The sequence below is a fragment of the Mucilaginibacter sp. GW822-FHT03E02 genome (assembly GCF_058801545.1).
The window spans coordinates 1,281,226-1,302,364 of the sequence record NZ_JBXANJ010000001.1 but is presented as its reverse complement, the minus strand read 5'-3'; the positions used below and the strand labels follow the sequence as shown (position 1 = coordinate 1,302,364).

General features: G+C 41.3%; 14 protein-coding genes. 9 read left to right on the top strand and 5 right to left on the bottom strand.

What is annotated here, in order from left to right; all coding sequences use genetic code 11:
- Nucleotides 1-2: 2 nt before the first annotated feature.
- The 5 genes from AC1RM2_RS05270 to AC1RM2_RS05250 form a co-directional block, all read right to left on the bottom strand.
- Nucleotides 3-1,340, bottom strand: a complete 1,338-nt coding sequence (locus tag AC1RM2_RS05270; protein ID WP_492983956.1) for a TolC family protein — start codon at nucleotides 1,338-1,340, stop codon at nucleotides 3-5.
- Nucleotides 1,341-1,404: 64 nt separating this feature from the next.
- Nucleotides 1,405-2,022 (bottom strand): TetR/AcrR family transcriptional regulator, encoded by a 618-nt coding sequence (locus AC1RM2_RS05265; RefSeq protein ID WP_492983955.1) that lies wholly within the window; start codon nucleotides 2,020-2,022, stop codon nucleotides 1,405-1,407.
- 768 nt (nucleotides 2,023-2,790) lie between these two features.
- Nucleotides 2,791-3,477: a Crp/Fnr family transcriptional regulator gene (locus AC1RM2_RS05260; RefSeq protein WP_492983954.1), complete on the bottom strand. Its 687-nt coding sequence runs from the start codon at nucleotides 3,475-3,477 to the stop codon at nucleotides 2,791-2,793.
- A gap of 10 nt (nucleotides 3,478-3,487) precedes the next feature.
- Nucleotides 3,488-3,715 carry a hypothetical protein gene (locus AC1RM2_RS05255; RefSeq protein ID WP_492983953.1) on the bottom strand — a complete coding sequence of 76 codons (228 nt, stop codon included), beginning with the start codon at nucleotides 3,713-3,715 and terminating at the stop codon, nucleotides 3,488-3,490.
- Nucleotides 3,712-4,533 carry a DUF2249 domain-containing protein gene (locus AC1RM2_RS05250; RefSeq protein ID WP_492983952.1) on the bottom strand — a complete coding sequence of 274 codons (822 nt, stop codon included), beginning with the start codon at nucleotides 4,531-4,533 and terminating at the stop codon, nucleotides 3,712-3,714. Before AC1RM2_RS05250 ends, AC1RM2_RS05255 begins: the two co-directional genes overlap by 4 nt.
- Nucleotides 4,534-5,625: 1,092 nt before the next feature.
- Here AC1RM2_RS05250 and AC1RM2_RS05245 point away from each other — a divergent pair.
- From AC1RM2_RS05245 to AC1RM2_RS05205, 9 genes are read left to right on the top strand one after another with little or no spacing between them, the layout of a single operon-like run.
- Nucleotides 5,626-8,511, top strand: coding sequence for a SusC/RagA family TonB-linked outer membrane protein (locus AC1RM2_RS05245; RefSeq protein WP_492983951.1), 2,886 nt, complete (start codon nucleotides 5,626-5,628; stop codon nucleotides 8,509-8,511).
- Nucleotides 8,512-8,533: 22 nt separating this feature from the next.
- On the top strand, nucleotides 8,534-10,036 hold the full coding sequence (locus AC1RM2_RS05240; protein WP_492983950.1) for a RagB/SusD family nutrient uptake outer membrane protein: 1,503 nt from the start codon (nucleotides 8,534-8,536) through the stop codon (nucleotides 10,034-10,036).
- Nucleotides 10,037-10,047: 11 nt separating this feature from the next.
- The gene (locus tag AC1RM2_RS05235; RefSeq protein ID WP_492983949.1) at nucleotides 10,048-11,157 is read left to right on the top strand and encodes an ATP/GTP-binding protein; all 1,110 of its coding nucleotides are present in this window, start codon (nucleotides 10,048-10,050) and stop codon (nucleotides 11,155-11,157) included.
- A 42-nt stretch (nucleotides 11,158-11,199) separates the two neighbouring features.
- Nucleotides 11,200-12,288, top strand: a complete 1,089-nt coding sequence (locus AC1RM2_RS05230) for a DUF5007 domain-containing protein (RefSeq protein ID WP_492983948.1) — start codon at nucleotides 11,200-11,202, stop codon at nucleotides 12,286-12,288.
- Between the two features lie 20 nt (nucleotides 12,289-12,308).
- The gene (locus AC1RM2_RS05225; protein ID WP_492983947.1) at nucleotides 12,309-15,455 is read left to right on the top strand and encodes a SusC/RagA family TonB-linked outer membrane protein; all 3,147 of its coding nucleotides are present in this window, start codon (nucleotides 12,309-12,311) and stop codon (nucleotides 15,453-15,455) included.
- Nucleotides 15,456-15,466: 11 nt separating this feature from the next.
- A complete protein-coding gene (locus AC1RM2_RS05220; protein ID WP_492983946.1) occupies nucleotides 15,467-16,990 on the top strand; it encodes a RagB/SusD family nutrient uptake outer membrane protein in 1,524 nt (507 codons plus the stop codon).
- Between the two features lie 30 nt (nucleotides 16,991-17,020).
- Nucleotides 17,021-17,743 carry a hypothetical protein gene (locus tag AC1RM2_RS05215; RefSeq protein ID WP_477365079.1) on the top strand — a complete coding sequence of 241 codons (723 nt, stop codon included), beginning with the start codon at nucleotides 17,021-17,023 and terminating at the stop codon, nucleotides 17,741-17,743.
- 39 nt (nucleotides 17,744-17,782) lie between these two features.
- Nucleotides 17,783-19,405, top strand: a complete 1,623-nt coding sequence (locus AC1RM2_RS05210; protein WP_492983945.1) for a DUF5008 domain-containing protein — start codon at nucleotides 17,783-17,785, stop codon at nucleotides 19,403-19,405.
- A complete protein-coding gene (locus AC1RM2_RS05205; protein WP_492983944.1) occupies nucleotides 19,398-21,137 on the top strand; it encodes an alkaline phosphatase family protein in 1,740 nt (579 codons plus the stop codon). Before AC1RM2_RS05210 ends, AC1RM2_RS05205 begins: the two co-directional genes overlap by 8 nt.
- The last annotated feature ends 2 nt before the right edge of the window (nucleotides 21,138-21,139 follow it).

The following is a 21,139-nucleotide window of genomic DNA, read 5'->3' as shown; positions in this document are numbered from 1 at the left end:
ATTTATTGAATGATGAAACTTGCATTGGCGCGTTCTATTTCTGCCTGCTTTATCAAGGTGTCGTAAAGTGAAATATTTGCCTGCAGTTGGGCAGATACCAGTTGGTTTTGTGCATCCAGCAGTTCTATGTAAAGTGCGGTGCCTTCTTTATACAGCCGCAATTCATCCTTATAATACTTTTCGGAAGAAGCCACTTGCGAAACAGCAGCATGGTAATTAATAAGGGCAGCGTTAAATGCATTGGCCGCAATTTCAACCTGTAATTTCAGTTGCTGCTCGGTATTGCTTGTCTGCGATGCGATCACTTTACCATCCGCCTCCGCCTGTTTTACTTTGTATTTATTTTTGCCTCCTGAAAAAATGTCCCAGCTAAGTGAGATCCCCAAAAAATAATAAGGCGATTTATCATTTACTTTAAAATCGAAAGCCTGGGAGCCCAAATCAAGAAAGGAATTTAGTTTGGGTATTTTGTAGGAATTGGCAAGGCCAACCAGGTTCTTATTGATGTCGGCTGCAGTACGCAGCTTTAATAATTCTTCTCTTTTATTTAACGCAGTATCATCTGCGATATGCGGGTCAGGTGTACTTGTCAGTGAATCAATAAGTATGGGAGTGTTCAGTGGCTGGTTGATTAAAAAATTAAAAAGGTCTCTGGCATTATCCCTGTTTATCATGCCGGTTTTCAGTTGTGCAGTAATTTTTGTTACTTCGTTATTGCTCCTTACAACTGCCGTACGGTTTACTTTTTGATTATTAAAAAGAGAAGTGTTTATCCTTTCATTTTCTTTTACGAGTGCAAGGGCATTTTCATAAATGCCGATGGCTGTCGTTGCCTGTAAATAATTATAATAAGCGATTTTGATTTCTTTTACAAGTTCCCGCTTGTAAATGCCGGTTTCTATCTTTTGCAAATCATACTGCTGGCTTTTTATTTTTTTATTATAAGCGATTTCTGCATTGATGACCGGAAAAGTGGTATGCAGTTTTACATCATAAAAGTTATTGGGGTTCAGCAGTACACTTTGGTTTTGTATTTGCGGAAAATTATTGGTGCCCGTCAATTGATTAAGCGTTTTGTAAACGGGATTCATTAAATCTCCCACCGGAATATCCACGGTGCGCCCGCCGCCCGCAAGGGTATAGCTTCCATTAAGCTCAACATTGGGCAGGAATAATGATTTGGCTTCCTTCAAAGCCCACAGGCTTTTATCCAGTAAAAATTGCTGCTGCCGGATTGTTTCATTACTGCTGAGACCCGTGCGGATATACTGCTCCAGGTGTGTTTGAGCATAGGAGCTGCCAACCAATAGCAATAAAAATAGGGTGAGTGTTTTTCTCATTTTATTTTATCTTAATGAACGTAATAAATTAAATGAACAATGTTCAGTACGTGGGTAAAAAAATTTATAGCTTATTTATAATTTTCAAAAATTCATCATACCCCGCTGCTACTATGTTTTCAGGGTTTTTAATACTTACATTTTTCGTACGGGAGCTTATTTCCAGGCTGCACATGCCATGCACACAACCCCATATCAGAAAAGACAGCGGTTCCAGTTCATGCCCTTCGAAATGGCCGGCCTTCATACATTCCTGCACTGTTGCCCGCAATACCTCGAAGTTAGCAGTTCCTTCTTCCCACTCTTTTTCCTGCATGTCGTCCAGAAACTCCATTGGCGCCTTTAAACTGAACATCAGCTCATATTTATCGGGATTGTCCATGCCATACTGGATATAAAGGTGCCCCATTGCTTTTAACCGCTCCATCGGGTCTTTTACACTATTCAGCACCCTGAATTGGCTCCCCAATTCGGTAAAGCATTGTGTGTGCAGGGCATGCAAAATGGCATTCTTATCCTTAAAATAAAGATAAACGGTGCCGATACTGTAATCAATTGCATCAGCAATATTACGGATGGTTGTCTGGCTAACACCTTTTTGAACAAACAACTTCATTGATTCTTTTAGTATCAGGGCTTTCAGCTCTTCCTTCTCTCTTGCTTTACGGTCTGCGCTACTCATAGTTATAAATTATATCGCAAAGAAAATGAACATTGTTCATTTTTCCAAATAAATTTTATTTTTTTATAAGGGCTGGAATAAATCTTTTTGATCTATAAATGACTCCAGATGTGCTTTAAATGTCTTTGTAAAAAAGCGAGCCACGTGGGGGCCCTGCTACAAAAAGCTACGATGCGCCTGGTTGGGCTCGAACCCAGAACCCACCACTTTCTTGACCGGATTTTTGTTATTTTCGAGTACATTTCAGTACTTTTACAATGCCTGAGCGGTCAGCGACCAAAGCGGCGACCAATATCGCCGGTGCCTCTTGCAAGTGATTGATAATCAACGAATAAAGACATAGCCAGTTTAGCCCGGGTGGACCTCACTTTCAGGGTAATGATCTCAGTTAATTATACTTTATGTATTTATTCTTATGTAGCTATATTGCCATCTAAAAAAAATAAAATACAATGTAGAACCAAATGGAAAATCGATCCGAATGCTTGATTTTGACAAACGAAACATAAAAATGACAAGTTTTCCACACAAAAAAATGGTCGAATTTTTTGTTACTGTTTGGTAACTCAAAACTTATAACTTGCTGATAATCATTACATAAGTATTTTCTGTATCGGTAAGTAAATGATATAACTGATTGATAATTAAGTGTTTTTTTTGATTTTATCCAGAAAGAAAAAATCCAGTTTTATTTTTCTTAAGCATTATGAATAATTACTTGCAAGCATCGCGCTTTGCATGAAGAGTTAACTTTTGAAGCATGGTCAACTAACTTGTTGTGGATTCCTCGAGTCGCTTTTTATCGATGATCCTAATCTGCTTGCCCGTCAGTGCTACGATATCATCTTTTGTGAGATCCATGATAACCCGGAACACCGTTTCATAGGTAGAAGCTGAATATGCAGCAAGATCATGCCTGGATAGTGTCAAATTGATATAGCCATTCGAGTCTTTGCCAAACTGTTCTTCCAGCGAAAGCAAGGACTGCGCCACCCGCCCTTTGACCGGCATATGCGCCAGGTCGCGCATTTTCCGCTCGGAAACATCCAGTTCTTCTGCAAACAGCACCATCAATTTATAGCTTAGGTCGCCATTGATTTTCAGCGAGGCTTCAAAGAACTTGATGTCCACAAAACAAACTACCAGCTGCTCGACAGCGGTGGCGGAAACGCCGTAGACGAGCTTGCTACCCAATCCCCGGTGCCCCAGTATGGAACCATCAGCAGCAAACCTGATGATCAGTTCTTTGTCGTCTCCCCATTTCTTATGAACTTTTGCCGCGCCGGAATAAACAAAATAAATGCCCGTTACCGGTTGCCCCTCGCTGAATATCCCCTCTCCTTTTTTGAATTTCAGGTTTTGTTTATGGAGATTGATGGTTTCGCGCCATTCGGGAACGGTATTACTGCAGAGAAAACATTTTTCGAGGTTACATTCTTTCTGGGGTTTGTTCATGGACTTTTATTTAAATATTTGGTTGGTAATGATAGAATAGTTCCAGTATGATCATTGTTCCCCAGCCGAGCGCGGCCATATGGGTGATAGCAAGGATCTGCGGATGAAAATAGTGCCCGGTAAAAGCTTTTACAGAGAACAGCATCATCACAGAAAGCACCAAAAAGCAAAACGCGGCCGCCACATAATGGGTCACCACGATTTTATAAAGGCCAGGGTTCTGCTTGATCCCACTCATTTTTTATAGATCAGCATGTTGATATCGGCAGGGCCGATCGTTTTAAAGACATAGGTCAATTCCTGTTTCTCCAACTCCGGCAGCAGGTATACCGGGATCTTTTTGTGGTATACAAATAAAGCGTTACCCGCCACAAGGTTCGGTGTTTGCTCCAGGATGGCAAGCATGGGTTTTGGCATGTCCAGTTGGCGGACATCAAGAAAAATAATTCGGTGTTCGTCAAATCTTTTCAGCAGCCGGTCAAATTCATCATTATCATAGGCCGGGACTGTTAAGGGAATGGTAACCGTTTCGTCCGCATCAGATCCTGCTTTATTAAAATAAGTTACGACCAGGTTTGGTTCGGGATGTTCCACACGGAAGGAAAATCCTTTGTCTGCCAGCAAATGGATCAATGGCAGCGGCTCGAAGGTATTAATAAGTTTTAGTCCCTGACCGTTTTCGAGTTTCTTGATACAGGCTAATATTTCTTTTAGCGGGTCTTTATCCTGGGCCAGTACAGGACGGACATCCAATTCAAGATAATCCAAAGGCTCCTGGAAAGAAGCATTCTGCAGGGCTATATCATTCCCAACGGAAGTGTCAGCGGTTACTTTGAACCCGATCTGCTTCATGCTCCACATAAAATCAGCGATCTCGGTTTTGGATATTTTGCAGGCATCGGCGATGCTAACCCTTTTGACCAATAAATTCCGTAGCAACGGATTTTTAAGTCTTGAAAATTTTTTATTCAAACCGACCAGCGTCCTGATCACCAGGTCACGGTCAACTTCAAGCAGCTGACTGATCTTTGTTTGCGCGTTAATTGTAAGTTCCATCGCACAAAAATGCGGGTTCGTATCCGATTAAAATATGATATAAATCATGATATGTGATGACTTTAACTAAGGCCGGTTGCGGCGGCGGTGCTGAGGGAACACCCTGCCAAATATTTTGGCCTGATTTATGCCGACTTTAACTTGCTCCCGATTTTCCTTTTTGTCAACACACTCTGTTGCTCTAAATATAAATTCTTCTGCTATAAATTGCAAAATGCGATTAGGCTTTTTTCTATCTAAAAAAAATGGGACTTAAATGTATTCAATACAATATTGATTAGCCAAAACTGAATGCAACCTTAAATCGGGATTTTACTAAATCAAACAGCAGAGTTTTCTGAATGTTACACGCAAAAATCTTTATTACTATAACATTATATAAGTATAGTAACAAAAGATAGTAGCTTTTCCTAATATAACCAACTTATAAATAGGGTATTGTAGGGCGTATGCCTATTGTTTTACACCAAACCGCTCGATGGTTTGTGCAATATTGTCCTGTGAATTAATCAATCTGCAACAAATCGTATCAATATTTCGCCAAATCGTATCAATTTGAACTGTTGCGAAAAGTTAGTTCATTTTTTATCATATTTTTATTTCACAATTATAATAATACAATACCGGCTTAAAGTAATTAAAAATTAGCAGTCGGTATTTAACGAACATTTACCAAATTATGAATACAAAACAAAATGCTATTATGGCCATGGTGGCTATAGTCAATTATTACTGCCGGCTACCGGTGGTCACTCCCCTAATGATTTATAGTAACCTAAAATGTTAGGATTTAGTGCTGAATATTTATTCCTGCCTGCAATTAACTCAGTAAATACTTAAACTAAAATCTATGCCCACAAACCTTACTCAACATCACTCTTCCTGGCAAATGCCTCAGATGCTTAAGCAGCATACTGTCTTGGTGAAGGTATAATCCTTTACAACATCAATTTTTATATCCATTAATCAAATTATCCATTAATTATGCGATACTTATGGCTGTGCTTTGTAGTTTTTTCAGCAATTACTGCAAATGCACTTACTTGCTTAGCTAAAGATAATAGGGGAGAGAGAAGCAAAATCAACTATATTGTGTTTAACAATGACACCACAGTTCGTCGCGATACAACTGTTAAGGACTCGTTGTTAAAGGATAGTACCAACTTTATAAAAAAGCGTACTATTTATAACTTTTTCGCCGATAGCGTTACAAAAAAACCTTATGAATTATCCTTATTTCCGGCAGTTTCATTACAACAACTTTTAAAAGGGAAATTCGCCGGTTTATATGTTCAGGAACCTTCGGGCGAGCCCGGTTCTATACAAAATATGTTTATCAGGGGGGCACCAATGCCCTTGTTATCACAAAGGGAAGTTTATCAATCACAGCCGCTGGTAGTACTTGATGGCATCCCGATAATAACCGAACATCCGTTTGCTTTTGATATTCAGCAATATGAGTTTAACAGGCCCGGCCCTGCTACTAACATATTTGCAGGTATTGATATGAACAATATTGCTTCGATAGAAGTACTGAAGGATTTGGCGGCTACTGCGGTTTATGGGCCACGGGCTGTAAACGGAGTAATTGTTTTATCCTCAAAAACGCCGGGTGCCTCAAGAAGCATCACTTTTGATTCATATATCGGATTGGCGCAACGCCCGCACGTAACTACTATAAACGGTAAGTACGAAAACGCTTTCAGGCAAAGGTTTTACGACCAGTATACTACCAATGGCCGATATTCTGATGATGAAAATTATCCTATTTATTTAAGCGATTCGCTTAACAATGTATATAGCGGGAAAGCCGACTGGAGCGATCTTTACTACCGCAACGCTTTAGTTTATGGTATCAACTTCGGCATCTCGGGAGGTACAAACCGGGCGAATTTTCGCTTTTCCTTAGGGGATATGAAAAATGAAGGGGTTGCTGATGGAACAGCGCTAAATCGGTATAGCGCCATGTTTAACATCAATATGAAACCTGTAAAGTGGCTTTTGTTTTCAACCATGGTAAATGCAAACAGGTTGGACCGTACCCGTAATAAAAATTTACGCGACAGGTTTGCGCAAATCAACTACTTCCCGGACCTGAGCGCGCCCTTACCCCCCAATAAAGATTATTATGCCAACTATCTTAAAGAATATCAAAAAGGCTTTGATAATAACAAAACCAACATTATTGACGGGTACGCAAGGATTGGCGTTGAATTTGGAAAGTTCAACTTCAGTACCACTTTTGGTGTAGATTATAATGAAGGTTATCGCGATGTGTTTTATGCCCGTACACTTTTGCAGGGTAATAGTTATGCGTCAAATTACTTTGGCTTTAACCAAAGATTGATGTTGGATAATAAAGCAACATATTCTTTTAACCTAAACAAAGTAAATGATTTTCAGCTGGAGGTTGGACAATCAACCCAATGGAATATTTATAAATACAGTAATGCGTATGCATATAAAGGGGTAAACGACTTTATCAAAATAAACCTGCTAAACTCAGACCCCAACGATCCTAATTATTTAACCCCGGTTGCTTTTCCACGTGAATTAACCTACCGCTTTTTGGATAAAACCAGGGACAACCTGGTATCGTTTTATGGTAAAGTAGATTACACACTAAAAGAGAAGTACCTGTTATCAGTTACATTACGCGCTGATGGTTCTTCAAACGCTCAGCCAACAAGCCGTTGGTTTTATTCGCCTGTAGTTTCTGCCGCATGGAACATTAAAAAAGAAATGCTGAAGGATAACAGCACTATCAATGACCTTTTATTGCGGGTTAGCGCAGGTCGGTTAGGGCGATTGAATGCGTATGATAATTATGCACAGGGCCCGCAGTATACTGCATCGGTAGGCTATACCGGCAACTTAACTGTACCTGGTTACAATGCATTTGGTGTATTAACCAGGCCATACTCAACCGGGTGGATTGGCTACGGCATCCCGTGGTCGTATTCAGATCAGCTTAATCTTGGTGTAGATGCCGGTTTACTCCACAACCGTTTACACTTATCTGTTGATTGGTACAATAAAGAAGAAAAGAACCAGCTTATTGGCATCCCTGCCTTTGCCGAATACGGTTATAAGCAATCGATAGAAAGTGGGATGGCTGTAAATAACAGCGGTATAGATGTTTCGATAGCAGCCAATATAATCAATCATAAAAACTTTGGCTGGACATCATCTTTAAACCTTAACCACAATACTAATAAATTAAAAGCACTCCCAAGGGGCTTAAATGAAATTATAATTGGTGATAGGCTTTTAAAGGTAGGTCAACCGGTTGATCAATACTGGCTTTTAGTGAACGATGGTATTTATACTTCAAATGACCAGGTACCGGTGGTTAACGGACAACCCACTAAGTATAACGGCATCCCACTGCAGGCCGGTGATCCTAAATGGCGCGATATGAATGGCGATAACGCTATTGACAATAGCGACAAAATATTAACAGGCCATTCGTTGCCCAAAATATCGGGTGGTTTTGATAATAATTTCAGATACGGTAACTGGAGCTTAAACCTCAATTTTTATTTCAACCTGGGCAGAAACCTGATTAACCAGGAAATGGCCAACCGGTTTGATTTTATTAACAGGGAAGGCAACAGTGATGTTAACTCTGTTAAAGAGATTACTTATTGGGAAAAACGCGGAGATTACAGCAAGTACCCTTTGTATAATCCATGGAGCACAGTAATTCCATACCGTGTTGATCAGAATTTATTTCTTGAAAATGCTTCATTCCTGAAATTGAGGACGGTGTTAGTTGGGTACGACCTTACCAAAACACTGCGCAGAAAAAGCATAAACGTAACACGGTTTTATGTATATGCATCAGTAAATAATGTATTTACAATCACTCCTTACACCGGCCAGGACCCCGAGCTGGTAAATTATAATGGGTATGATACAGGCTACGGACTGCCAATACCAAGAACGTACACATTAGGAGTGAAAATGGAATTATAACATGGAAAAACGAATTACAAAAATGAAAAAGATATTATATATCACGCTTCTGTTTTTTGTGGCCTTAACCGGTTGTAATAAAACACTGGATATAAATTCTGTAAGGGTGGTTGCCGAAGTGAACATGTGGAATAAGCTGGAAGACACCCGTGCCGGTCTGTTGGGAATTTACGCGCTTACCCGTGCTGCATTATCTGATAACGACAGCCATTGGCTGTATGGAGATGTTCGGACAGGCGAATTTATCAGCCCAAACAGGCCCGACCTTAAGGCTATCGCCGGCAATAAACTAAATGCATCCTACCCAACCGTGGACGCTTTATCCGACTGGACCAGGTTTTATGCCATCGTGAACGCCGCCAATATTTTCCTGGAACGCGTTGGCGATGTAAAAGCCGCAGATAAGCGCTATACAGAAAACAATATGATTGTTGATGTTGCCCAGGCCCGCTTCCTCAGAGCCTTCGCTTACTTCTACATGGTTAGGATATGGGGCGATGTACCCTTTATTATCACCTCGCACGATGGCAAGTTTGAAAACAAGCCCCGTGAAAATCAAGGTAAGATATTGGTTTGGGCTCAGCAGGAAATGTTGACGGCCGCCACCGATTTGCCATTTATTTATAGTGGCGGCGATGTTCAGCAACCCGGTAACTATTACAACGAGGACAGAACCAGGTGGGGAGGTGCTTTGGCAACAAAAAATACAGCTTATGCTGTTTTGGCTCATTTGGCCGCCTGGCAAGGCAATTATACCGATGTTGCCACCTATACCAAATTTGTTGAGGATAACTATGGCAAAAGTGGCATAGGTTTCCAGAATACCGAGGACCTGACCAAATCAAATGGGTTCTTTTTTAATAAAAACACCAGTCAGATGTTTGGTTTCAATTCCGACTGGGGGCATATTGATGGGTCTGGAACTGGCCATATAGAGGAGTTGACCCTGGCCGAACCTGTTTTAAATAAAAAGGTTCCTGATATCTATATGCCCAAGGATACTATTTTAAAAATATTTAATCAACCAAATGACGAACGATTTAGCGTTGATACGCTTGGGCTGCCACGGTCTGAAAGATATTTTACCAATATAAATGGTAAGTACCCCATTTTTAGTAAGATAAAAGTTATACAAGGAGGTACCACCGACCCTACTTTCAGGTATTTCACCAGTGCGTTGATTTTTACCAGGCTTGAAGATATTGTACTGTTGCGTGCTGAGGCATTAGCTGTTTTAGGTGATCAAAACGGTGCTTTAAACGAGCTATTAAATGTAATGACAAGGCGGGGAATAACAACTATCACCATCAATAGCGGAGAGCTGATTGAGCTGATTTTTGATGAGCGGCATCGCGAATTACTGGGCGAGGGGCAACGGTGGTACGACTTGGTAAGGTATAATAAAATCAAGCAAAACAATCCCGCTTTTTTAAACCTGATAAACTCCCAGGGAATTTACTGGCCGGTATCCCGTAAGCTTATTTCACAAAACAACTTATTAACTCAAAATCCATTTTGGAAATAATCAGACCATATATGAAAAACTTTGAAAAATATATGAGTGCCTTAAAGCTATTAGTAGTTATGGCCCTATTGCTGTCTGCCTGTAAAAAAGATGGGGGATACCATAGCACCGCAACCAACAGCCCCAGGTTTGCCGGTAACACCTATGAATATTTAAAAAGCAAACCGGGTGTTTACGATTCGCTGATAGCAGTGATTGACAGGATGGGTTTAAAGCAGACGTTAACCGATAGTAATATAACCCTGTTTGCCGTTACAAACCCCAGTTTTCAACTGGCAGTTAATAACCTGAACACCTTAAGAAGACAAGGGGACAAAGACCCGCTTTTTCTTTCAAACATTGATGGTGTACAGCTGGATACGATGGCCTCGTATTATATTATGAGGGGAAGGCGCACTACCGATTCGTTAACCTTACAGGATGGGCTTGATTTGTCAAGTGTGCGGTTTGGTTATCCAATGCATGGTAAAGTTACCCGGGCATCCTCATCAGGTTTGGTTGATGGTGGCCCGCAGGTGATTGAATTCAGCAATACCAAAAAGAGTAAATTCATTCGTTTTTGGTCAACAACTACAACAGGATCTAATAATATCATTACCAAAAATGGGGTAGTTCATGTAGTAAGTGCCGACCATATCTTCGGGTTTGATGAGTTTGTTCCCAGGCTCACATTTATCCCACCGCCACCAAACTTAATATCATTAATAGGAGGTAAACTATCCGTATTAAGAGATAATAATGGCGGTCCTGATAATGGCGAAGGATCTAAAAAAGTTATCGACGGAGATGATCATACCAAATTCCTGGCAGAACTACAAGGTAGGTTATGGATCAAATTTGAGCTGAATACGCCGGCTGTATCGGGCGTATACACGCTTACATCGGCAAATGATGCGCCCGAACGAGACCCGAGGGCATGGACTTATGAGGGCTCAAATGACGGACAAACCTGGGTTGAACTGGACAGGCGCAGTAATTTCTTTTTTGAAGAGCGGTATCAAACAAAAGTCTTCAGTTGCCCCAATACAGTAGCTTATAAATTTTACCGCATTGATATTACCGAACTCAGGGACGGCGGGCTTTTCCAGTTAGCTGAATGGTCAATAAATAAAGCTAAATAAGTGATGAAAATTCAAGGAATTAATACAATTAACCATAAACAGATGCGAACATATTTTAAAAAAGAGTTCATTTTCTTCTTGTTTGCTATTGCTGTATTAAGCAGTTGTAAAAAGATATTTAATCTGCCAAATGAAAAGGACTATTTAAGCTCAAATGTAAATTACAGCAATAAGATATTTGAACCAATTATTGGGCGCACTACCGTTATAGGCGGCTTTAACGGCGATAATTCAACACAGCCTATAAAGTTTGAAATTGTTAATCCCCGCTATGGCGATGGCCGGCCGGTAACAGACCTTTTTCAAAAAAAATCAACTTACGTTTGGACTTCGGCTTATAACGGCCTGGAAAAAAGCCTGGCCGAAATTGAAGCCAAAAGAAAGCTGCAGGAACATCCATTATTTGAAGTACTCCCGTCCGGCGAGTTCATTTTATGGGCATCGTCAACCAATGAACTTATTGCTCCCAGGCCGGCCGATAGCACAAATTTTCCGCAGGATACCCGTTTTTTTGATCTCAAGATCACCAACACAGGCGGCCATACCATTATCCGCGATTTCCAGATAAGGCCTTTCCGGGAGCGCCCTTATGAGCCATCTGACGATTTTAATATTTACTCAGGCGGTCCGGCCCCACATCCAAAAACACCTTATAACCCATTAAGCAGGAATTACATAAGGCCATTTTTAAATAATGTTATTGGAGCTACTACCGATATACCACTTGAAAGTAATGACGATAAAAAAGACGTGGTGGTTTATATCCGCCCATTTACAGGTGGTACGGGGAATTCGCTGAGGTTTAAATTTTTAAATAAAGACTCGGTAGAGATGAACCCAGCTTTGTTTAATGAAACCGTATGGGATAAGATAGTGCACGGGTTTAACTTTCAAAAAACACTTACATACGCACAGTATGATGTGGCTTACCCAATTCCTTTAGTTGAAATACCTACTATATATGCCCCCGGGGGTACCCGTGATCATGCCGAATTCAGGTATTCACGAATTGGTTTTGGTGGGGTTAGGGTAGTGGCAAGTTTCGGGATCGATTTTGCCATATACAGAAAAGGAGACTGGGAAATAGTTTTCCATTTCCGGAAGGATAATCCAAAGTTCGAAAACGAATAATAGCATTTAAAGCCACTGAAATGAGAAAACATATACTATTTTACGTAGTACTAATAGTTTGCATAATCTGCAGTGCAGATATATATGCGCAAACAAAAAATATAACGGTTTCTGGTAAGGTGCTTGATAAGCCCGAAAACAAGGTGCTGGTGGGGGTTAATATCTCTATAGATAAAAAGGGAATAGCCCAAACCGATGCCAGCGGAAGGTTTTCCATTACGGTACCTGCCAACGCTGTAGTTTCATTCTCCTTTATTGGGTTTGTTACTCAAAAGTTAAAAGTTGAAGAAAGCCAGAAAGACGTTATCATCACATTAAGCGAAGATAAAAAAGGGCTTAATGAAATAGTTATTGTAGGTTATCAAAACCGCAGTAAAGAAACTACCACAGGCGCTTCGGCAATTATTACCAATAAGGATATCGCCGATATCCCGGTATCAAGTTTTGAACAGTTACTGCAAGGCAAGGTTGCCGGCTTAAACATCCAGAACAATACGGGCGCGCCGGGCTTCAGGGGTTCGGTACAGGTGCGTGGCTTGTCAACCCTTAGTGTTAGCGGCAGCGGTAACGAGTCGTTTTTACAGCCAACATCCCCGCTGTACATTATTGATGGCGTTCCGTTAGATGCCGATAAAGCAGCCGAATTTGGTTTTCAAACCCAGGGCCCAGGGGTTAGTCCATTGTCCTTGATTCCGGTAGAAGACATCCAGAGTATCCAGATCATGAAAGATGCCCAGGCAACGTCCCTTTACGGTTCAAGAGGTGCCTATGGTGTAATTATTATCACCACCAAACGCGGAAATTCAAAGGTGCCAAGGGTGCGTTATACCACTAACTTTTTTGTTAACGCGCCGCCAAAACTGCGCGAAACATTAGGAGGTAACGATGAGCGCCGTGCAAAAATTCAGCAAATATTATCAAATGCCACAACTGTTGATGAGTTAAGAAAAATAGGATTGACAGGCTTTTTGGCCGATAGTTTGAACGCTTATTGGAATAACTCAACCAACTGGCAGTCTATATTTTATGCAACTACCTATAACCAAAGCCATAACCTGGCTTTAGATGGTGGCGATCAGAAATTCAACTACAAGGCAAACGTTGGTTACTACTCAGAAAAAGGGGTAATAAAAAACACCGGATTTGACAGGTATAACCTGAATATGAACATGGAGTTTAAACCAAATGACAAGTTTAGGTTTTTTGGGTCCTTATTCGGCTCGGTAGGCAGCCAGGCCAAAGGCGATGGCCTGGGGCTGCTGCAACAGGGTGTTGCTTCAAACGGCCAGGCATCAACGTTATTGCCACCGCCATCGTTCTACCTGTCGTCAGACGGTGTTACATCGGCGTTGAAAACGTTGAACAGTAACAGTTCAAGAAACATTAGGGCCAATGTAGACGGCCGGTACGAGTTTATTCCCGGGCTTGCTTTGTCATCAAGCATCAGTTATGATTATACCTCCGATGCCGAATCGACATTTACGCCGGCTGCGGCCAATTCACAATTTGCACAGGTATATGATTTTGAGGGCCGAAACTACACCTTGTATAACCGTAACGCCATTACTTACGCCAAAACGTTAGGCAGTAACCATAATATTTTTGTTAACTTATTTAATGAAATATATAAACAGGGTGGTCAAAGCGGCATCATCAGGCAGGAGCGCACGCCCAATGATCAGCTTCAGGGACCGATTGGGTATGATTCGTATAACTCACGTGGTGGTGGTGTACTTTCAAATTACAAAAATGCCACCATCGCGTCATTTGCCGGGGCAGTAAGTTATGATTTTCAGCGCAAATACGTGGTTGAGCTTTCATACCGGTTAGATGGTACGTCATCAAACGGGTTAGAGAACCCTTACTCTAAAAACCCATCGGTGGGCCTAAAATGGAATTACAGTAAAGAAAACTGGTTTAAAGATCTGTCCTGGCTTACTTATGGTGGTATAAGATTAACCTGGGGCCAAAATATTGTGCCTACAGGTAGCTTGCAAAGTATTTACGGTATCTATAACCTGAATGGCAACTTTAACAATAATCCAACTATTGGTATAAATTATGATTTTATACCCAATCCTACATTAAAACCAACTACCACTACACAATACAATTTAGGATTTGATATCGGGCTATTTCAAAGCCGGGTTGATTTAAACTTCGATACCTATTATAAAAAGGTTGATAATTTATTGTTCGACAGGTTTTTATCAAACACTACCGGCTTTAACCGCCGGGTAAGCAATGACGTAGCTATTGCCGATTATGGTTATGAGTTAACGCTTACGGTAAGGCCGGTAATTTCGAAAGATTTTAACTGGAGTATTTCGATGAACGGCGCCATCAATCGTGATGTTTTATTAAAGCTGCCTGCCGAGTATAATGGTCAGTACATTAAGTTTGATAACAGCCCTTATTTACAGCACATTGTTTTCAGGGTAGGTCAAAACACGCTGTCAAACTATTTGCACATCAACCAGGGTGTATATTCAACAGATGCTGAAGTGCCGGTAAACCCTGCAACAGGAAAAAAATATTCGTCGAACGGGGTACCGTTTAAAGCAGGCGATCCTATTTTTAAAGATGTTAACGGCGATTATATATTAGATGACAGAGATTATGAAATAACCGGTAATTCCCAGCCTTTGGTAACCGGTGGTATATCAACAAACATTATCTATAAAAACTTTGGCCTTAACATTTATGCAACATTTACCGCCAAAAGAACTGTCCTGAATAATGCATTAGCCGATCGTTTGGCCATATCACGCAATCCTTATGATTTACTGGCTGTTGTGCCTTTAAGTAATATGGATATCTGGAGGCAGCCCGGCGATCATACGGTTTACCCAAATCCTTATTCATTTTCCACCTATAACCAGATACAACCTTTAAGGCCCGATCAAACATTATGGGCCGAGGATGGATCGTACTTTAAAATAAATAATGTAACCCTGTCGTACTCGTTTGATCGCAAGCTTATCCGCAAGATTGGTTTTAACAACCTAAGGGTATATTTTTCAACCAATAACCTTACCACGTTTTCAAGCTATAAAGGACCAAACCCCGAGAACGTAACAACGCTTGGGCGGGATATATCCAGCGGATACCCTGTGCCGCGTACCTATAATATTGGTTTAAACTTAGAACTCAACACAAGTAAATAAAACTTAAAATCATGAAAAAAAGTATTTTATACATTTTAGTAATTACAGGAAGTTTCTGTTTACCTGCCTGTAAAAAGTTTTTGAACATTCAACCTATTGATAAGTTAACGGGTAACAACTTTTACCGCTCAAAAGAGGATGTTGTTGCCAATATATATGATCTTTCGCGGCTGTTTTTTGGGAAGATCAACGAAACTCATTTCATAGGTGCCACCGGCGAATACCGCTCTGGCGAGGTAATGCACGAAGCACAATCAGACCTGGGCCCGGCCCGCGAGTATGTTGAAGTATTGGGCAGAAATGATTTGCTGGGTCTTATCAACGGTAACCCGCCATGGAACTTTTACAATTTTTATAAAATTACCAACTGGACGGGCTATTACCAGGTTGTACAGGGAGCCAATATCCTGATATCCAAACTGGACGAAGGTATACCCGGAGTATCCACCACCGAGAAAAATCAATTTAAAGGCGAAGCGGCTTTTATACGGTCGCTGGCTTATTTCTTTATGGTACGGCTTTATGGCGATGTGCCTTATTATACCGATGCTTTTCATTCAATTTCTTTACCCCGTGAAAACATGGTTTCGGTTTTAAATAAATGTATTGCCGACCTGAAGATATATAAAGACAACATGCCATGGACTTATTCGGACCCTGCCCTGAAAGGGGTACGGGCAAGCAGGGGCAGCATCATAGCGCTGATGATGAATATGAATATGTGGAATGCCGGCTTTGATAAGGCAAATGCCCCTAAGTATTACCAGGAAACTGTCGACCTGGGCCAGGAACTTATTAAAAGCAACGCGTACAGGTTATTGCCAATTGCAGAATGGGCCACGGTTATTAAAGGACGATCGGACGAAAGCCTGTTTGAATTTTATCGCAGCGTTAACTATGGTGATGCAAACTCAAACATAGCGCCCATTGGAGATATGTTTTTGCATTATCCCTACAAGCGACCAGAATATACACACAGGATAAGCTTTGCTTATTTCCGCGGAGAATATATGCAAAAACTATACCCCGGAACTGCAGATAAACGGGCTACTATATGGTTTAATGAAGACATATATGCCGATAACGGAAAATTCATGATGCTAAAATTTGCTCAGAATGCATTTGCAACGGGCGAAGAAGATAGTAATCCCGATAATACTTTTATGATTTTCAGGTATGCCGGCGAAATTTTACTATGTGCCGAAGCAATGGCCGAATTAGGACAGGATAATGAGGCAATAGCGTTGGTTAACAAAGTGAGGGACAGGGCCGAAGCTTCGCAGTATTCCGGTTCGGGCGGCCAGGATCTGAAGGATTTTATCTTTTTAGAAAGATCACGCGAATTGATGGGCGAGGGGCATCATTATTTCGACCTGGTGCGTACCCGCAGGATACTTAGCAGCGAGTGGTCATACAACGTATTAACCTTAGATAAATTTAACAGGGGCGCCTGGACATGGCCTATCAGCAGTGATGCATTAACCAATAACCCTTTCATGACACTAAATGCCTATTGGGTAAACGGTGGTAATTAAAACATAGTTTAAAGAATAATGATAACGATTATGAGAAATATAATTATTGTTTGTGCTGGTTTATTATTGGTACTTACCGGGTGTAAACGGGATGAATACTACAGGGATGGAGGGAAAGCCAATGCAGATTATCCCGGAGATATGTTTCAGTATTTACAGGCAAAAGCAGCTCCGTTTGATACCATTGCGCAAATTGTGAAGCTGGCAGGGCTTGAGAATACTTTTCACCAGACTGATTTTACCTTTTTTGCCCCTGACGATGATGTTATAAAAAGAACTATCGGCAATGCCAAAACTTCAGGCTCGTTAAACCAGTTTCTGTTTGATGTAGGGCGCGATACAGTGAAAAGGTTAGCAGATATCGATTCATTAATATGGCGTAAATACCTGCAGCGCTACATGTTTAAAGGTATCAACCGGCTTAAGGACTACCCGCAGATTGACCTTGATCTTCAAAATCAATACCCCGGCGCATTATATTATTCATACAGTGGCGACGTATCCAACATCGGGGTTATTTATGGCGATGCAAACAAGGTTAGATACATAGGGCCGCGTAGCCTTATAATCAGCTATGTGCTTGATATAAACAATGCCGAAAACGCGGTTTTTCGAACATACATATCGTCGTCAGATATCAAACCAAAAAATGGGGTGGTGCACACCTTGCAGTATAACGGGGCATACTTTGGGTTCGATAGAAACGATTTCTTCACTGATGTTTATAATACAGGGCTTCATTCATCCAATTAAAATATTTGCGTTGATGTTTGATCAATAACGAATTGACATATGAAAAAAATCAGATACATAATAATATTTGCCATGGCAGCCTTAGTTATACAAAGCTGCAAAAAGAATAAGGAGACCTTTGAAGCCCCCTATGGCGATGGTAAGCCACCGTTGGGCGTTTCCCTTAGCCGCGATGCGTTACCCAGCCCGACATCAGGTGCGGTAGGTGCCGAAATTACTTTTAAAGCAACCGGGTTGCTGCCTTATAAGGATAAACTGAAATTTATGTTTAATGGCGAGGAAGGACAGATTACCGAGGTTACGGCAGCGGGCATCAAAGTAAAAGTTCCGCCGTTTGGTAGCAGTGGTATCACTTCTATAGCTATAGATGACCAGCTGGTGTTGGGGCCGTTGTTTAAGGTTAACGGACTTATTAACATCGATCCTTCCTTTAGGGCTACCTTGGGTGCAAATAACTTTGTAAGCCAGATATTTCCACTGGCCGATGGCAGAAACCTGGTAATAGGCCGGTTTACCAATTACGATAACAAGGGAATAATTACGCCGCTTAACCGGATTGTAAGAACATCATCCGATGGCGAGTTTGACCGTACATTCAGGACGGGTAAGGCTGCTAACGGTGCTTTAGCCAGGGTGATGCAGATAAACTCGAAGTTTATTATCGCAGGCGGCTTTAGCGGATATAACCAACGCACAGATAATATTAGCAACATAACAAGTTTGGGCGTTGACGGCAGTGTTGATACTATAGGTTTAAAAGTATACCGGAGGCCTACGCAAAAAGATACCTCAAGGGATACCACCAAGTATTTTCCAAAATTTAATGGCGGTACAAACGAGTTTATAAACAGGGTGTATAATCATCAAAACAAGATACTGGCAACCGGAAACTTCAGGTACTATGTACACCGCACCTATAAAAAGCCCAATCACGACTTTACAAAAGATACGGTTATTGTAGATAGTACCGAGATAAGGCAAGTGCTGCGCTTTAACCTGGATGGATCATTAGATAAAACGTTTCGTTTTAACGTGGCCGCCAATAAAGGCCTGCCGGCGGCAAACGGCCCCATAGATTCATATATGCACACAGATGCCGCACTGATAGAGAAGCTTGTGGTTTTTGGAAGCTTTACAACGTTTGACCAAACCCCGGCAGGGCGTGTTGTAAGGTTAAATGCCGATGGTGGTATCGATAATACCTTTAAAGCAGGCTTGGGGGCCGATAACAGCATCTCGTCATTAACCTATAACACCGTTACAAAAAAATACCTCATTACAGGGGTGTTCAGAACTTATAATGGTAAACCTGTAATAAGTATGGCACTACTAAACCAGGACGGTAGCCTTGATGAGTCATTTGCGCCAAAAGTATTTGAGGGCGGCTACCCGGCCTTTGCAAGGCAGCTGGATGATGGCTTAATAGTAGTTAGCGGCGGGTTTAAAAAATACAACAAGGTAACACGCAACGGATTTATGGTACTCGACTCCAAAGGCAACCTTGCCGGTAATTATAACACTACCGGTCCGTTTTCGGGTGGCTTGTCAGATATAATTGAAACAAAATCGGCCGATGGAAAAAGGGCGTTATATCTGATAGGTGGGTTCGACAGGTTTGATAACCAGCCGGTAAATAACATTATACGGGTAACCATTGAATAAATTAAAAAGAAATTATAACTATAAAAAGATGGGGCAGAAGAAAAAATACCAGGGAATAGTGTTTGGAATAATGTGTTCCATACTGGCCATTGCGGTAATATCCTGTAATAAAGATTTTTTAAAGGCGTTGCCTGATAAAAATTATAGCGATACCACCAGCGTATCATACGGCCAACGCAAAGTGTTGTATTTGATTGTTGATGGGGCCAGAGGCGCATCTGTAAACAGCGCTAATGTGCCTAATATTAAAGCCTTATTACCAAATTCCATTTACAGCTGGGTAGCGTTAAGCGATCCTGATTCAACCAGGGATGTTAGTAATTGGGCCAACATGTTAACCGGGGTAAAAAAAGAAAAGCACTTGGTTTTAAACGACAATTTAACCGGGGCAAATTTGGCAAACTACCCGGTTGTGCTTCAACGAATAAAGGACGAAAAACCTACCGCCAAAATGGTAGCGTTTTCGTCTTCGGCAATCTTTAAAAATAATTTTACCACGGGGGCCACTGTAAGTGAGTTGTTTGATACCGATGAGCAGATCAAAACAGCCGTTGTAAACAATATCAATACCGATACTGCAAGCCTGATTTTGGGGCATTTTAATGATATAGACGAGGCAGGGGCCAAATACGCTTATGATAACTCGGCACCCCAATATAAAGCCGCTATTGAAAAGTTTGATGGCTATGTAGGTGCTATAATGGATGCATTAAAAAAACGGAAGAATTATCAGAATGAAGAATGGCTGGTAGTTATAGCATCAAGTGGTGGTGGTAAGTTTACCATACCGGCAAATCAAAACGACAACACGGTTTTTAGCAACACAGCGGCCAATACCTTTACTATCTATTACAGTTCAAGGTATAAGCAACGCGTAATAGGAAAACCGTTTACCGGAAACCGTTATTTAGGTAAAACAGTGAGGTTGTACGGCGAATCGGTAAGGGCAGAAATTGATACGGCAGATGTATTTAATCTTGGGGATACTACCAAATTTACAATTGAGCTAAAGGTTAAAAAAAATGAGGATAAGTTTTTTTGGCCAAGCATATTGGGTAAAAGACGCGAGTGGTCAGGCGGCCACCCAAGTGTGGGCTGGGTAATTTACCTGGAAGATGCCTATTGGTATTTTGAAATGAGAGGCACAAAAGATGGCGATTACAGGCAATGCAGGGGGGCTGATTTGCAGAAAGGCAGATGGCATAACCTATCTGTAAAATGCGAGATCCGTGCCGGCAAACGCTTTATCAGAACGTATACCGACGGTAATTTTAATAACGAAATGGAAATTACAGCATCGGGAAGCCTTGATAACAATAACCCCTTGAAATTGGGTTTTTTAAATGGCAACGGGCATGGTACGCCAGATGTATATGTAAGCGATATCAGGTTTTTTAAAGTAGATGTGCCAGATGCTGTAATTGGTAATTACGCTTGCGAAACGTCTATTTCAGAAGGGCACCCTTATTACAGTTTTCTTGCGGCCTACTGGCCGGGAACCGATGGGCAGGGTGATAAACTGAAAGATGTTGGTCCGCAGGCCCGTGACTTTCAATTAAAGGGAGATTATAAATGGGAAGATTTTAACGACCTGATATGCCCGCCACCGGCCGAAGCACTTGCCGTATTTGTGCCGCAAACAACAGATATACCTGCACAAATAATAAACTGGTTCAGGATTCCTAACAGGCAAAGCTGGGGCCTTGATGGCAGAGTTTGGTTAGATCAGTAAAA

Coding starts and splice junctions, on each gene's coding strand:
- AC1RM2_RS05210 (WP_492983945.1), top strand. CDS start 17,783: ATGAAAAAAATCAGATACATAATAATATTTGCCATGGCAGCCTTAGTT.
- AC1RM2_RS05255 (WP_492983953.1), bottom strand. CDS start 3,715: ATGAGTGGGATCAAGCAGAACCCTGGCCTTTATAAAATCGTGGTGACC.
- AC1RM2_RS05220 (WP_492983946.1), top strand. CDS start 15,467: ATGAAAAAAAGTATTTTATACATTTTAGTAATTACAGGAAGTTTCTGT.
- AC1RM2_RS05235 (WP_492983949.1), top strand. CDS start 10,048: ATGAAAAACTTTGAAAAATATATGAGTGCCTTAAAGCTATTAGTAGTT.
- AC1RM2_RS05215 (WP_477365079.1), top strand. CDS start 17,021: ATGAGAAATATAATTATTGTTTGTGCTGGTTTATTATTGGTACTTACC.
- AC1RM2_RS05240 (WP_492983950.1), top strand. CDS start 8,534: ATGAAAAAGATATTATATATCACGCTTCTGTTTTTTGTGGCCTTAACC.
- AC1RM2_RS05265 (WP_492983955.1), bottom strand. CDS start 2,022: ATGAGTAGCGCAGACCGTAAAGCAAGAGAGAAGGAAGAGCTGAAAGCC.
- AC1RM2_RS05230 (WP_492983948.1), top strand. CDS start 11,200: ATGCGAACATATTTTAAAAAAGAGTTCATTTTCTTCTTGTTTGCTATT.
- AC1RM2_RS05270 (WP_492983956.1), bottom strand. CDS start 1,340: ATGAGAAAAACACTCACCCTATTTTTATTGCTATTGGTTGGCAGCTCC.
- AC1RM2_RS05225 (WP_492983947.1), top strand. CDS start 12,309: ATGAGAAAACATATACTATTTTACGTAGTACTAATAGTTTGCATAATC.
- AC1RM2_RS05260 (WP_492983954.1), bottom strand. CDS start 3,477: ATGAACAAACCCCAGAAAGAATGTAACCTCGAAAAATGTTTTCTCTGC.
- AC1RM2_RS05250 (WP_492983952.1), bottom strand. CDS start 4,533: ATGGAACTTACAATTAACGCGCAAACAAAGATCAGTCAGCTGCTTGAA.